Origin of the sequence: Thalassomonas sp. RHCl1, from assembly GCF_947387555.1 — a bacterium.
Lineage (GTDB): Bacteria > Pseudomonadota > Gammaproteobacteria > Enterobacterales > Alteromonadaceae > Thalassomonas.
Window position 1 is genome coordinate 129,594 of the sequence record NZ_CANDNZ010000011.1, and the last position, 14,294, is coordinate 143,887.

The 14,294-nt window shown below is 48.3% G+C and carries 12 protein-coding genes; 9 read left to right on the forward strand and 3 right to left on the reverse strand.

The features are described 5' to 3' along the window. Positions 1–224: 224 nt before the first annotated feature. The gene (locus tag QL234_RS24650; protein ID WP_281560414.1) at positions 225–2,507 is read right to left on the reverse strand and encodes a TonB-dependent receptor; all 2,283 of its coding nucleotides are present in this window, start codon (positions 2,505–2,507) and stop codon (positions 225–227) included. A gap of 202 nt (positions 2,508–2,709) precedes the next feature. Between QL234_RS24650 and QL234_RS24655 the strand changes: the two genes are divergently transcribed. After that, a complete protein-coding gene (locus tag QL234_RS24655; RefSeq protein WP_281560415.1) occupies positions 2,710–3,762 on the forward strand; it encodes a LacI family DNA-binding transcriptional regulator in 1,053 nt (350 codons plus the stop codon). Between the two features lie 160 nt (positions 3,763–3,922). On the opposite strand, the gene pgmB is transcribed toward QL234_RS24655, so the two are convergent. Both pgmB and QL234_RS24665 read right to left on the reverse strand, forming a co-directional pair. After that, complete coding sequence (gene pgmB, locus QL234_RS24660) at positions 3,923–4,567, reverse strand: beta-phosphoglucomutase (RefSeq protein ID WP_281560416.1); 645 nt, start codon at positions 4,565–4,567, stop codon at positions 3,923–3,925. 2 nt (positions 4,568–4,569) lie between these two features. After that, positions 4,570–6,960 carry a glycosyl hydrolase family 65 protein gene (locus QL234_RS24665; protein WP_281560417.1) on the reverse strand — a complete coding sequence of 797 codons (2,391 nt, stop codon included), beginning with the start codon at positions 6,958–6,960 and terminating at the stop codon, positions 4,570–4,572. 214 nt (positions 6,961–7,174) lie between these two features. Here QL234_RS24665 and QL234_RS24670 point away from each other — a divergent pair, with 214 nt between their 5' ends. From QL234_RS24670 to QL234_RS24705, 8 genes are all read left to right on the forward strand, one after another. Further along, positions 7,175–8,437 carry an MFS transporter gene (locus QL234_RS24670; protein WP_281560418.1) on the forward strand — a complete coding sequence of 421 codons (1,263 nt, stop codon included), beginning with the start codon at positions 7,175–7,177 and terminating at the stop codon, positions 8,435–8,437. Positions 8,438–8,662: 225 nt separating this feature from the next. Continuing rightward, positions 8,663–9,253, forward strand: coding sequence for a FlgO family outer membrane protein (locus tag QL234_RS24675; RefSeq protein ID WP_281560419.1), 591 nt, complete (start codon positions 8,663–8,665; stop codon positions 9,251–9,253). A 7-nt stretch (positions 9,254–9,260) separates the two neighbouring features. Further along, the gene (locus tag QL234_RS24680) at positions 9,261–9,926 is read left to right on the forward strand and encodes a FlgO family outer membrane protein (RefSeq protein WP_281560420.1); all 666 of its coding nucleotides are present in this window, start codon (positions 9,261–9,263) and stop codon (positions 9,924–9,926) included. A 27-nt stretch (positions 9,927–9,953) separates the two neighbouring features. Next, positions 9,954–10,583, forward strand: a complete 630-nt coding sequence (locus QL234_RS24685) for a FlgO family outer membrane protein (RefSeq protein WP_281560421.1) — start codon at positions 9,954–9,956, stop codon at positions 10,581–10,583. Positions 10,584–10,597: 14 nt separating this feature from the next. Continuing rightward, positions 10,598–11,605 (forward strand): dTDP-glucose 4,6-dehydratase, encoded by a 1,008-nt coding sequence (gene rfbB / locus QL234_RS24690; protein WP_281560422.1) that lies wholly within the window; start codon positions 10,598–10,600, stop codon positions 11,603–11,605. Positions 11,606–11,645: 40 nt separating this feature from the next. After that, positions 11,646–12,515, forward strand: a complete 870-nt coding sequence (rfbA, locus tag QL234_RS24695) for a glucose-1-phosphate thymidylyltransferase RfbA (RefSeq protein ID WP_281560423.1) — start codon at positions 11,646–11,648, stop codon at positions 12,513–12,515. Further along, positions 12,512–13,615, forward strand: a complete 1,104-nt coding sequence (locus QL234_RS24700; protein WP_281560424.1) for a DegT/DnrJ/EryC1/StrS family aminotransferase — start codon at positions 12,512–12,514, stop codon at positions 13,613–13,615. The genes rfbA and QL234_RS24700 overlap by 4 nt, the downstream gene beginning before the upstream one ends. Then, entirely contained in the window at positions 13,612–14,280 is a 669-nt protein-coding gene (locus tag QL234_RS24705) for a WbqC family protein (protein WP_281560425.1), read from the forward strand. Before QL234_RS24700 ends, QL234_RS24705 begins: the two co-directional genes overlap by 4 nt. Positions 14,281–14,294: the final 14 nt, after the last annotated feature.

Consider the following 14,294-nt stretch of genomic DNA (forward strand, 5'->3'; position numbering starts at 1 on the left):
CTTGACTAAGGCCTAAACAGGGCAAGAGGCGGGCAGTTAACGGTAAACGGCTATGACAGCGAATCCAGCTTTAGTACATCAGCCAAATGTCCCGATAAAGCTAAAATTAAAAAACCTGCCACAAAACAAACCGGCCAGTGATATTGCTATCACTGGCCGGTTTTATCGTACAGCTGGTTTTTTAAGGCGCTGCCTCAACTCGTTTTGCTATCGACAGCCTTTCCTTAGAACTGGTAGCTGACACTAAAGTCAAAGCTTCTTGGTAGGATATAACGGGCGTTGGACGATAGCGCGTCACGCGGATCCCCTTCCGTTAAACCGTCTTCATCGGTCAGGTTGTTGGCAGCAAACTGCACCTGCACCTCATCGGTAACGTCGAAGATCACACCCAGGTCAACTTTCTCATAACCCGGTAGTTCCTGCTCATCGATGTTGGCGTTGCTTGAATGACGGTCACCGACCGCAGACAAGGTACCGTATATGGTCGCCAACATGCCGTTACTGAACTCATATTCATAGCTGGGGGTAATACGCACCTGCCACTTAGGCAGACGTTGTAATTCATTACCTTCATCCTCACCTTTAAGGATCTCGGTGTCCTGCAGGGTAGAGTTTAAGCTAACGGAAAAACCATCATCGTTGTAATAGGTGAAATCAAGCTCAACACCATATGCCCGGGTGGTACGGACAACCGCAGGCTCACCCGGCCGTGGCACTTCTAAATCACCTTCCACTTCATTAAAGAAACCAGTGGCATAGACACTATAGTTATCTTTTGACAACTTATAACCCAGTTCATACTGGCGTACATCCTTGATCAGGTCTTCGCCATTGGTATAGTCATCGAAGTTATCGCGGAAATCATCGAAATACGGCATCTTGCTACCGTTACTGATACGGGCAAAAATCCCCGAATCATTGGTCAAGGAGTAATTACCGCCAAAGGTCCAGGAAGTACCGTTTTCATCATAAGAAACCGCCTTGGAAATAGAGCCGGTCAGGCCTTCATCCACGGTATATTCGATTTCATGCTGCTCGAAACGCACACCACCGTCTAAGGTGAGTTTATCGGTCACTTCATAAGAAAGGGCGCCATATACCGCACGGGTAGTACCGTCACCGACACTGTTGATATCATAGTTCCAGCCACAGCTGTCGGCATTATCGTTACAGTCGATACCGGTGAGCATTTCACCGCCGGTTTCCACCACGTGGTAGGCCTGGTTGCCTATCGACCACCAATCTTTAGACTGGTAGGTTGAATTATAATAACCCGCGGTAAAGCTGCCTTTATCAAAGGTTTTAGTCAGGGCAAGATCATTGGTGAAAGCTTCAATTTCTTTTTTCACCACCCAGCGGCCAATTTGCTGCACCATAGTATCGCCGGCATATTCGGTACCTGTCACCGCACCAATGGCAGTAGCGCCGTTATCGGCAACACTGGACAGGGCAACGGCATTATCGTTAGGCACTAAACCCAAAGTATTGGCATCCCCCTGGGTATAACTAAAACGGTCTACCAGATCCCAGCCGTTGTCCAGCTCCAGTTCAACACTACCGCCGGAAACAGAACCTTTCCAGCCACGGCCGTCACCGAAATCAAACGCTTCGCTGGTATTGTCCGGGCCGTACTGAATAGTGGCCTGGCGGTTATTGGTGCCTATCTGCACATATTCATTGTCTACGCCGGGAGCATTGATCGGCGCCGGCAGATACCAGACACCGTGGTCATCGGTTTGGCGGGTATAAAGGTTGATTTTGCCGTTATCCAGCTCTTTGGTGATATTGATGGTGAACTGCTGACCTTCTTCGGCATTAAAACCGGCATCGCGTACACCCGGTGAGCTTTTAACATAACCACCGATCATAAAATAAAGGTCGTCTGCCAGCGCGCCGCTGAGCACACCGTCAAAGCGCTGCAGGCCAAAATCTGAAGTTGAATATTTTACCTTACCTTCGGTATCCTCGGAGCCTTCTTTAAGCAAGAAGTTAGTAGTCAAACCCGGCTGACCATTGGAAATAACCGGGTTGGTACCGCCGCGCAGGGCTTCCATAAATTCAACGGTTTCATCTAATCGGAATATTGAAGAGTTTTCTAAAAAAGACAGGGTCGGTGGCGGGAAAATCGGTGCCCCTTGTAACTGCACCGTTAAGAAAGGCGCATCCCCTGTGCTGGGAAAACCACGGACAAAAACATTGGCCCCGGCAACACCGCCGGAACTTTCTGACCAGACGCCGGGAACCGCTTTAAATAAATCTGCGGTGCTTTTTGGCGCCAGTTTTTTAATGTCATCTTCGGAGAAGTTACTAATGGCGTAACCTGCATCCACTTTTCTTACCGCTTTACCGCTGAAGGTACCGGTAACGACGATTTGTTCAATTTTTTCGGTTTTGGGTGCTGACGAGCTATTATCTGCTGTCTCTTGTTCCGCACTGATGGCACTAAACGGCTGGCATACCAGGGCTAGTACTGCAGCAACGGAAGATAGTTTAAAATTCTTTGTCATCACTTCATCCTCTTCAGGCGAGTATTGCATCTAGTAACACTAGCCTTTAATAGTCGTAATTCTAGTTTTGAAAGATTTCTTTCCCCACATTCAATATAGGCACCTTTGCAAACGATTGCAATATTTTTGTGCAAACGTTTGCAAAGAGCTAATCAGAATTTGATGCAATCGATTTCAAGACTATGATATAAGGGTGATTGTAATGTTTGCTGAATATGCAATAATCTCCGTCATGAAAGAAAAGACCATTAAAACACTTGCCGACATTGCCAAAATGGCCAATGTTTCCCAGTCGACGGTATCCCGGGCGCTGCGCAATAATCCCCTGGTGAGCCAGAAAACCCGGGATTTTGTCCAACAGCTGGCTCAGGAACACAACTTCAGCGTCAATGCCACCGCCAGTAAGTTGCGCACCCAAAAGACCCATACCATAGCCGTGATTGTCATGTTCGATCAAAATACCGAACAGTCGATTTCCGATCCCTTCCTGATGAAGTTATTGGGTACCATAGCGGATGAGCTCACTAAGTTTGGCTATGACATGCTGCTGACCACCACCAAAACCGCCACCGGTGACTGGAACAATTATTATTTTGAATCCCGCCGGGCAGATGGCCTGATCATCGTCGGTCAGGGAGAGCATGACCCGCGCATCGAAGCCCTGGCCAGCAACAATGTGCCTTTTGTGGTCTGGGGGACGGAATTTGCCAATAAAAACTACACCACCATCGGCAGTGACAACCGCAAAGGCGGTTACCTGGCGGTCAAACACCTGATTGATAAAGGCTGTAAAAATATCGCCTTTATGGGGGATATAGAGCATAACGAGCTAGAACAGCGCTGGCTGGGTTACCAGGATGCCTGCGCAGAAGCCGGACTTGAATTGGAGCCGACGTTAAGGCTCAAAACCGACCTGACCTCAAACGACGGTTATTTGCAGATCAAAAATTATCTGGAAGGCAAACATCCAAAAATCGACGGTATTTTTGCCGTCAGCGATACCATAGCCCTTGGGGTGATGAAATATTTGCATGAGCAAAAAGTCGCCATTCCCGAAGAAATTGCCATTATCGGTTTCGATGATATCGCCATGTCGGCGTTCAGCTCACCTTCTTTGACTACGGTAAGACAAAATACCACGACTGCCGGTGAGTTACTGGTAAGTAAGGTGCTGAAAAAAATCGAGAATAAACCGATTGAATCTAAGTTGCTGGAAGTGGAACTCATTGTCCGCCAGTCGAGCGAACAAACTTGAAGGGATGCAAGTCGTTAACTTACACCGGGAGCCGGTAAGCTGACCGTACATTCTCAGTTCTGGCCCACTGCTTCACCCTACTTCCTGAATCCTTTCAGTCATGTACGTAAAAAAGGGCTTAGCCAGCATATCCGGCTAAGCCCTATTATCCTAGGTGGTATCAGCTAAGTAGCTGCTGCACGTCCATTTCCCCTGTGGTCGGGAAAACAATATCCGCTTGTGTCAGCACAGACTTTTCGCCTATGCCCACGGCATACATAGCGGCAGCTTTAATGGCACTGACCCCGGCCACGGCATCTTCCACCCCGAGACAATCTTCAGGCGCAAGCCCCAACCCCTGGGCTACCGATAAAAAGATATCCGGAGCCGGTTTGCTGTTGGCCACCGAAGCGGCATCACCGATAAAATCAAATAAATCCGCGATCCCCAATTTGTCGACGACAAAAGCGGCATTTTTACTGGCAGAAGCCAGGCCGATTTTAATGCCTTTTGCCTTTAGCACGGCAAAACAGTCCAATACCCCAGGGAACAAGTTACCGGGATTGATATCATTAATCAGCTCCAGGTAGTGTTTATTTTTGTCCGCCAGTAACTGCTCGAATTGCTCTTCACTGACGGTGAGCTTGCCTTTGTCGAGGATCAGCTGCAATGAACCGACCCGGTCAACCCCTTTAAGGGCCTCATTATCTTCCCGGGTAAATTCCAGTCCCAAATGATGGGCGGTCGCTTGCCAGGCAATAAAATGGAACTCAGCGGTATCGGTAAGCACACCATCAAGATCAAAAATAAAGGCTTTAACTGTCATGGTTAGTGCTCCGCTGTTAATGAAAAGTCTTGTGACGGTTTATCCTGTGTCAGGACAATTTCTTGCTGGCCATGTTGCAGGCGCAAAGATTTGCCGGTCAGCAACTGGTAACTGACTTTTTCTCCGCTCATGGTCAACTGCAGCTGACAGCCGAGCAAGCGCAGTTTAAAGCTCACCCCCTGCCAGCTTTTTGGCAAGAAGGGATTAAAACAGGCTTTGCCATTACGAACCCTTAAACCGGCAAACCCCTGGGTGATACACATCCAGGATCCCGCCATGGCAGCAGTATGCACGCCGTAATGGCTGTTTTTATGCAGGTTGGCCAGATCCGTCATCACGGTTTCTTCAAAATAATGATACGCCTGCTCCCGCTCGCCGACTTCGCTGTAGGCAATGCTGTGGGTACAGGCAGACAGGGTCGAGTCATGGGTAGTTAACGGCTCATAAAACGCCAGGTTGTTCTTTTTCAGCGACAGCGGCACCATGTCGTCCTGGAGGAAGTTGGCCAGGATCACATCAGCCTGCTTTAATACCTGGTGGCGGTAGATCACCAAAGGATGGAAGTTTAACAACAGCGGATATTTGTCTTTGGGCGTCCCGGCAAAGTCCCAGGATTTCTTGGCCAAAAAGCTGTCATCCTGCGGCGAAATACCGAGTTTTTCATCATGGGGCAAATACATGTTGTCGGCAATTTGCTGCCACAAAGCCAGCTCCTGCTCATCAAGATTTAATTGCTTAAGCAGCCGCTGATAATTTTCCGGCGCCTGTTGCCCCATTTGCCGCGCCAAATCGCAGGCAAAAGCCAAATGGATTTTTGCCATCACGTTAGTGTAATAGTTGTTATTGACCAGCGCGGTATATTCATCCGGCCCGGTTACCAGGTCGAGACAGAATTTGCCGCCTCTGGCAGCATTGAAATGTCCGAGGGACGACCACAGGCGCGCACTTTCAAACACCAATTCGGCCCCTTCGCTCCAGATAAAGTCCCAGTCGCTGGTAGCGGAAAAATAATGGCGCACGGCATAGGCGACCGCGGCATTGATATGATATTGCGCGGTACCCGCGGGGAAATAGGAAGAACATTCTTCGCCGCCGATAGTACGCCAGGGGAATAAAGCCCCCTGCTCATGGCCCATTTCCAGCGCACGTTGCCTGGCTTTAGCCAAACCGCGGAAACGGAAGGATAACAGGCTGCGGGCAATTTCCGGCTGGGTGTAAATGAAATAAGGGATAATATAAATTTCTGAATCCCAGAAGTAATGGCCGTCATAACCCGGGCCGGTCAGGCCTTTGGCGCCGATATTGCGCTGGCCGTCGCGACCCGCCGACATATACAGGTGCAGCATATTGAGACGGATCGCCTTTTGCTGTTCGCCATTACCGGCAATCTCAATATCGCTGTTGTGCCAGAACTCACCGATAAGTCGGCTATGTTGCTGCAAGTGACCGGCATATCCCAAAGCCATGGCCTGCGCTAACTCGGCATTTGCCTGTTGGATAAGTTCCGCTCCCTGCTCGGCAGCATTACCTTCGCTATTACCTTCGACAAAAGCATGTGAAATAACGCTGTATTTACAAAAACTCAGGTTTTCTTCAGCAAGGTCCAGCTGGTAACGACATGTTAACCCTACCCTTTCACCGGACTCGCCGCCAATAAATTCAGCCTTACCATTAAAACTGTGGCTGATAGCATGGCAGATCAGGCTGTTTGGCAAGTCCAGTTGCTGCAGTTGATAACTGATGTTCTCGCCGACTTCACTGGCACGCAATGTCAGTTTTTCGGCAACAGATAAATCTCCTACCCGAGGATCGTCACTGGCCTCGCTTTCGGCCAGGTTATTTTCAATGGTAGAAACTAAAGTGATCGGCCCGCGAAATGCCAGCGGCTCAACCGTAAAGGCATTAACCATCAAGTGGCTATTGTGCTGGCAAAGAAAGCGTTGGGTGTGGAGTTTAATTTCCTGTCCCGAAGGTGTGGCCAGCAACAAAGATTCTTCAAAAACACCGGTTTTCATATTCAAACAGCGGCTTTGCACTTCTTTCACGGCAAAGGCTTGATCAGCACTGCTGTCACCGCTTTCCTTACCGGCAAACAGGGCAATACCTTTGCTGTCGGCAACCTGCAGCATTTTATTGTTGAAACGGGCAAAACCATAGGCAGACTCATCATAATGGATCTGCTCGCTGACATAGGCGCCATTGATGTAGCTGCCTTCACAGTCCCGGATAAAATCGGGATGCCGGTACCCGGATGTACCCCGGGTACCCAGGGTGCCGTTGCCCAGGGCAAAAAGCGTTTCGGTTACCGCAAGGGGAAGATGCTCAAGCTCAGCCAGGGTGATTTGCCAATCACGGCTATCGGCTGCGGCATCCGTATTATGGAAAGTTTGCAAGGTAGAACCCTTTAAAAATGTTTATTGCTTAAAATAATCATACAAATTTTCCCGCCTTTTGCAAACGTTTGCAAAAAATATTTTTACCCTCTAGAATGGGGATGTTTTATATCGGGAATACAATTGATCTTGGGGTTAATGCACAGGGTTTAGAGATTATTTATAGTTTCAGACAATTAGCTGTAACCTTATATCAGGGGATAAGAGGATTCATATGAATAACTGGCGTATTAAATTATCTTTGCTATTAACGTACTTTGTCTTTGCCATCCTGCTCAACAGCGTCGGCATAGTGATCCTCCAGGTCATCAAAAATTACGAGGTAACCAAGTCCGCCGCCAGCATACTCGAAGGCTTCAAAGACTTGCCCATCGCTGTGGTCTCTTTCCTGGTCGCCTCTTACCTGCCCAGGTTCGGTTACCGAAATTCCCTGGTCACGGGCCTGGTCATCGTCACCCTGGCCTGCCTGGCGATGACGCAATTTCCCGGTTTTGCCATGACTAAAATCCTGTTTTTAGCGGTTGGTGTCGGCTTTGCCCTGGTCAAAGTATCCGTATACGCCACGGTAGGGTTAATTACCGAAAACCGCCAGTCCCATGCCTCTTTTATGAATACCATAGAGGGCTTCTTTATGGTGGGTGTCTTATCCGGTTACTGGATCTTTGGTTTATTTATCAATCCTGACGAACCCAAATCCCAGTCCTGGCTTGAGGTTTATTATTACCTGGCAGTACTAGGTGTGCTCAACATCTTATTATTGTTATCCACCCCCTTTAAACAGCATGAGCATGACGAAGCAGACAGCGAGCCAGCTTCGGCATTGGCGGACTTTATCGCCATGCTCAAGCTGGTAAAAAAACCTATGGTTTACGTTTTTGTGATTTCGGCATTTTTATATGTGCTGATCGAGCAAGGCATAGGCACCTGGTTACCGACCTTTAATAATGAAATTTTAAAACTGCCGACAGATATCAGTGTTCAGGTTACCAGCATCTTTGCTGCCTGCCTGGCCATAGGCCGCCTGAGCGCCGGTTACCTGTTAAAACGCATCAGCTGGTACGCCCTGCTTAATACCTGCCTACTCTTTATGTCGGTACTGATTTTATTGACCCTGCCCATGACCCGGGATGTTACCCTGGCAGATAATGTCACCTGGCAAAACCTGCCGCTGGTGGCCTGGTTATTCCCCTGCATAGGTTTGTTTATGGCGCCTATTTATCCGGCAATTAATTCCGTGATTTTAAGCGCCTTACCGAAAAAACAGCATGCCGCCATGACGGGTTTGATCGTATTATTCTCGGCGCTGGGGGGCACCACAGGCTCACTGATCACCGGCCTGGTATTCTCTGCCTTTGACGGGCAAACGGCGTTTTACCTGACCTTATTGCCTATCGCCATTATTTTCATAACGCTAAAATTATTAAGCAACTTTGCTAGCAAACACGAATATTCACAGCAAGAGCAAACCGCTTCATAATTAAAACCACAAGCTCGCCGGCGAAGGTGGGCTTGTGGCATAAAACTTTCATTTCACCAGCGACAAACAGTTAATCATTCCGGCTATACTATAAGCCGGAATTCTCTCTCCCTTTTGGCAATTTTTTTCACTTGTCAGCAAAAAGCAGCACAGTTGGCTTTATTTATGCATTTATCTGCACAGAGATAAATAAAGCGCACCCAGACAGAAACCGGGGTTGTTAAAATGAATAAATTTTATACTGTATTGTTAGTCACTTGCATCGGGTTGATGGGTTGTCAAACTCTTGACTCGGTCACACCTGGCTCAAATGAAGAAATGCCGGCAACGGCAATTTTTGACAATAAGTTGTCGTCCTTGATCACCGGCTTACTGAGATCGGAGAAATATGACTACCGCAACAAACCCACCTTGATCACCACTTTTGTCTGGTCAGATACCCTAAGTTATAAAAGCCAGCCGAATGCCTTTCGATTTTTGGGGCACCAGCTGGCAGAAAGCATGAAAACCGAACTGGTACAGTACAGCGCCAGGGTGGTTGAACATAAGGCATCAAAAGCGGTCTCCATTTCCCCTAACGCTTCCTACTTTCTATCCCGGGATATCAAGGAGCTCGCCAGCAAGGCCCAGGCGGAATACGTGATTGCCGGCACCATCACCGAGCTTGACGGCGGTGCTATGGTCAATGCCGAAGTAATAGAGATCAGCAGCAGTGAAATTGTCGGTGCGGCGCGCGAGTTCTTCCCGACAAGCGCCGCCTGGTCGTCAAACCAGGTGAGCCTGCGCAACAATATGCTCCACCGTGAAGGTAAATGAGGTAGATATGAAAAAGTTAATGTTGATCATGTTAGGACTTTTAGCCGGTTGCAGCAGCCAGGAGCAATCTTTGGTAATAGAAGACCACAAACCGGAAAAATATAAGTTTGAACCGGTAAAGCACAATAACGAAGACGATCATTCCGTCAGTTATTACGACAAGCCCTTGATTAAAAACGTCAACCATTATGTAAAATGGTTGACCCAGGATTTGTTTGCCAATATCGATTTCCCCGATAATGATGCGGTGTTTGTGATATCGGATCTGGCGCTGCTCGATTCAGATCTCAATAAAACCAATCATTTCGGGCGTCAGGTCACCGAAGCCATGACCCATGAAGTCAACCGCACCGGTTTCTCGGTGATCGACATTAAGGCCCGGGGCTTTATCCGCATGTCGGAGTCCGGTGACTTGTTCTTCCAGACGGAAGATTATAATGAAATTTTAAGCCAGACCTCCGCCACCAATATTATCAGCGGCACCATGACCCGGCACCGGGGCGGTTACCTGCTCAATGCCAGGGTGGTGGATCTTGCCACCACCGCCCTGATCAGTTCGGCGCAGATTTTTGTGCCCTTCGATGTCGTCGACTCGGTAATGTTGGAAGACCAGGTTTCACCGCCCCCCAAGATCAATGAGATTTCATTGAAATCTTCCTCGGTCCGGGAATAGCCTTTAACAGCAGTAAGAAGAGATATTATGATGAATTTTATTAATAACACTCAAAAAACGTTGCAGACACTGGTGTTAAGTGTCTTTGCTGTGGCCGCTTTAACCTCCTGCACCCTGCTCAAGGAAATCCAGCAGGAGGCCACCGGGGAAAATAAAGAGCCGGAATTAACCGATGAGTCGGTGCCCTTTGTGCTCAATGATCAGGAAGTGATCCCGTTTTTCCATACCCATAAAATGGTCAGCGACTATACCGATAAACTGGCCCATGACTTATTCAATAATATGGCACGCACCGAGCTGAAATCGCCGGTGGCAGTGGCCAGTTTTGTCAGTTTAGACTCCTCATTGGAAGAAGGCAGCCGCCTGGGCAACCTGATCAGCGAAAGCTTGCTCGGCCAGGTACAAGAATACGGTATTCCTGTGATGGATATCCATTTAATGAACGGTATCGAAATGAACAGCGAAGGGGAGTTTTCTTTTAGCCGGAAAATGACTAAAGTAATGAATTCCAAAACATTAAACTATGTCTTATCCGGCGTAGTGATCGGCAATGAAAGGGGTTATACCGTTAATGCCAGGATCATAGAATTTGGCTCTATGCAGGTATTATCGACGGCAACCACCTTTATTCCGTCCTTTGTCGCCGAAGTATTATAAACAGTAACGCTAACATGAATATTCTGGTGACCGGCGGGGCCGGTTTTATCGGCTCGGCCCTGATACGCTACCTGATCTCACACACAGAACACAGGGTGATCAATGTCGATAAGCTCACCTATGCCGGTAATTTAGCCGCCCTGAGCGCTGTCGCCGATAAGCCGAGATATGCCTTTGAACAGGTCGATATCTGCAACCGCGCCGAACTGGATCGTATCCTTAAGGTTTACCAGGTAAACCTTGTCATGCACCTGGCGGCGGAAAGTCACGTTGACCGCTCCATAGATAAACCGGCGGCTTTTATTGAAACCAATATTCTCGGCACTTATACCCTGCTCGAAGCCTGTCGCTGCTACCGCCAACAATTGCCGCCACAGGCACAGGCAGATTTTCGTTTTCACCATGTCTCTACCGATGAAGTATACGGCGATCTGGCAGACTCCACCGACTTGTTCACCGAAAGCACCGCCTATGCCCCCAGCTCTCCCTATTCCGCCTCCAAGGCGGCCAGTGACCACCTGGTGCGGGCCTGGTTGCGTACCTATGATTTACCCGCGGTGATCACTAACTGTTCCAATAATTACGGCCCGTATCAATACCGGGAAAAGCTGATCCCGTTAATCATAGAGCGGGCGATAACAGGGCAAGCATTGCCGGTATACGGCGACGGCCAGCAAATACGCGACTGGCTTTATGTCGATGACCATGTGCGCGCCCTTTACCTGGTCGCCACGCAGGGAAAAATAGGGGAAACCTATAATATCGGCGGCCACAACGAACTCACCAACCTGGAGGTTATCGAGCAGGTCTGCAGCCTCTTGGATGAAATAAAACCTGCGGCTATCACCGGCATCAAACACTACCGGGAATTAATTACTTTTGTGACCGACAGGCCCGGTCATGATATCCGCTACGCCATAGATGCCACTAAGATAGCCAAAACACTCGGCTGGACACCAACAGAAACCTTTGCAACCGGTATTAAAAAAACCGTCCACTGGTATCTAGATGTAGGAAAATAAGCTATATAATCATCAATATAAGTTTTTAAAAGGCAGTTAAATGAAAGGTATTATTTTAGCCGGAGGTTCGGGAACCCGTTTGTACCCGATCACTAAAGGCGTTTCAAAGCAGTTATTACCTATTTATGATAAGCCAATGATTTATTATCCGCTGTCGGTGCTGATGCTGGCAGGGATCCGGGAAGTATTAGTGATCTCAACCCCGGAAGATATTGACGGCTACCGGCGCTTATTGGCAGACGGCCAGCAATTTGGCTTGCGTATCTCCTATGCGGTGCAGCCGGATCCCGGCGGCATAGCACAGGCCTTTATTATTGCCGAAGAGTTTATTGGCAAAAGCAGTGTCTGCCTGGTGCTGGGCGACAATATTTTTTATGGCCAGGGTTTCAGTCCCCAGTTAATCAAGGCAAGAAAAAAGACCCGGGGAGCGACGCTTTTTGCCTATCCGGTGAAAGACCCCGAGCGCTTCGGTGTAGTAGAGTTCGACGACAACATGGCGGTACTTTCTATCGAAGAGAAACCGGAAAAACCTAAATCTAAATATGCGGTGACCGGCTTATATTTTTACGATAACCAGGTAGTGGAGCTAGCCAAATCCATTGCTCCGTCCGCGCGGGGCGAGCTGGAAATCACCTGTATTAACAACCTTTACCTGGCCCGGGGCGACTTAAGGGTTGAGTTATTGGGACGGGGTTTTGCCTGGCTGGATACCGGCACTTATGAAAGCCTGATCGCCGCCAGTCAGTTTGTACAAACCATAGAGCAAAGACAGGGGTTTAAAATTGCCTGTCTGGAAGAAATCGCCCTGCACAATAACTGGCTGACGCCGGAGCAAGTCACGGATATCGCCAAATCCATGAGCCAGAACAGTTACGGCTTATATTTGCAGGAATTGGTGCAAAATAAATGATCCCGCTAAATAAGCCTTATCTACCCGACCAGAACAGATATCAGCAATATCTGCAAACGGCTTTTGACAGCCAGAGGTTAACCAATGACGGTCCCCTGGTACAGCAACTCAAAGCTGCCCTTGAGCAATACCTGGGAGTAAAATACCTGCTGCCTGTGGTCAACGGCACCATGGCACTGCAGCTGGCTTATAAAACCTTTAACCTTAAAGGCAATGCCGTCACCACCCCTTATAGCTTTATCGCCACCAGCAGCAGTTTGCAATGGTTAAACATTCATCCCAATTTTGCCGATATCGAGACAAAAAGCTTGAACCTGTGTCCGGATAAGGCACTGGCTGCCATCAACCGTGAAACCAGTGCCCTGGTGCCGGTACATGTTTACGGCAACCCTTGCGATGTCGAGGCGTTTGAGCGTATAAAGGCAAAAACAAAAGTAAAGCTGATTTATGATGCCTCCCATGCTTTTGGCATTAAGCTCGGCGAGCGCAGCATCTTAAGCTACGGCGACGCCTCCACCCTAAGTTTTCATGCCACTAAACTGTTTCACTGTGTCGAAGGGGGCGCAGTGATCTTCAATAAAGAAAAAGACTACCGGAAGGCCGCCCGGATGATCAATTTTGGTATAGCACCAGAGAACGGCCATATTTCCGGTCCGGGCATCAACGGCAAAATGAGCGAATTACACGCTGCTATGGGCCTGGCGCTACTCGGTGATATCGACAACATATTGGCCCGCAGAAACCAGCTGTTTGATTATTATAAAACCCTGCTTTGTCCCTACTTTGAGTTTCCGCTGTGGCACCACGAAGCCAGTCAGAACGCGATATATTTCCCGGTGATTTTTAAATCGGCGGCAGATTGCAATCAGGCATTTTTAACACTGAAAAAGCAAGGCATCGGCTCCAGAAGATACTTTTCTCCTTCCCTGAATACCTTAACTGACACCTTCAGCGGCCAGTCCGTCAGCTGCCCGGTTTCGGAAGGTTATGCCCAAAGACTGCTGTGCCTGCCCCTGTATTTCGATCTCACGGAAGAAGAAGTCGAAGAAGTCTGCAGCACCCTGATTAACAGCCTGGCGCTAAAGCAGGAAAACCGATGAAAGTAGCGATAATGCAGCCCTACTTTTTCCCTTACCTGGGATATTTTCAACTGATCAAAGCGGTTGATTGCTTTGTAATTTTTGATGACGTCAATTATATCAAACGTGGCTGGATCAATAAAAACCGCATCTGGCAGCACGGCCAGATCACTAACATTACCCTACCGGTACAAAAAGCCAGTCAAAACAGAAAAATCAACCAGCACCAACGCACCACAGAGCAGCAACCACTGGATAAAATTAAAAAGCAAATCCGCCTCAGCTATAGCAAAGCGCCTTTTTTTCACGATTTATATCCGCTGCTGGAAAAGCTGCTTGATTATGATGAAAACAATTTAGCCCGCTACCTGGGATATGGTTTACAACAAATGTCTGGTTATTTGGCGCTGGATACCCGTTTTGTTTATGCCTCTGAATTATCACAACACCAGGTGCAAAACAGTGCCGAACAGCGCATTATCAATATCACCCGCGAACTTGGCGGCAGTGAATATTTTAATTTACCCGGCGGCAAGGCGCTTTACCGGGAAGAAAACTTTAACGATGCCGGCATTAAGCTTAATTTTGTTTTTCCGGATTTTACCCGGCAAAACCCGCTATTACAGAGCGGGGAGCGTTCGGGTTTATCCATTATTGATGTCTTGATGTACACAAAAAACATTTGAATACAGTGAATTGC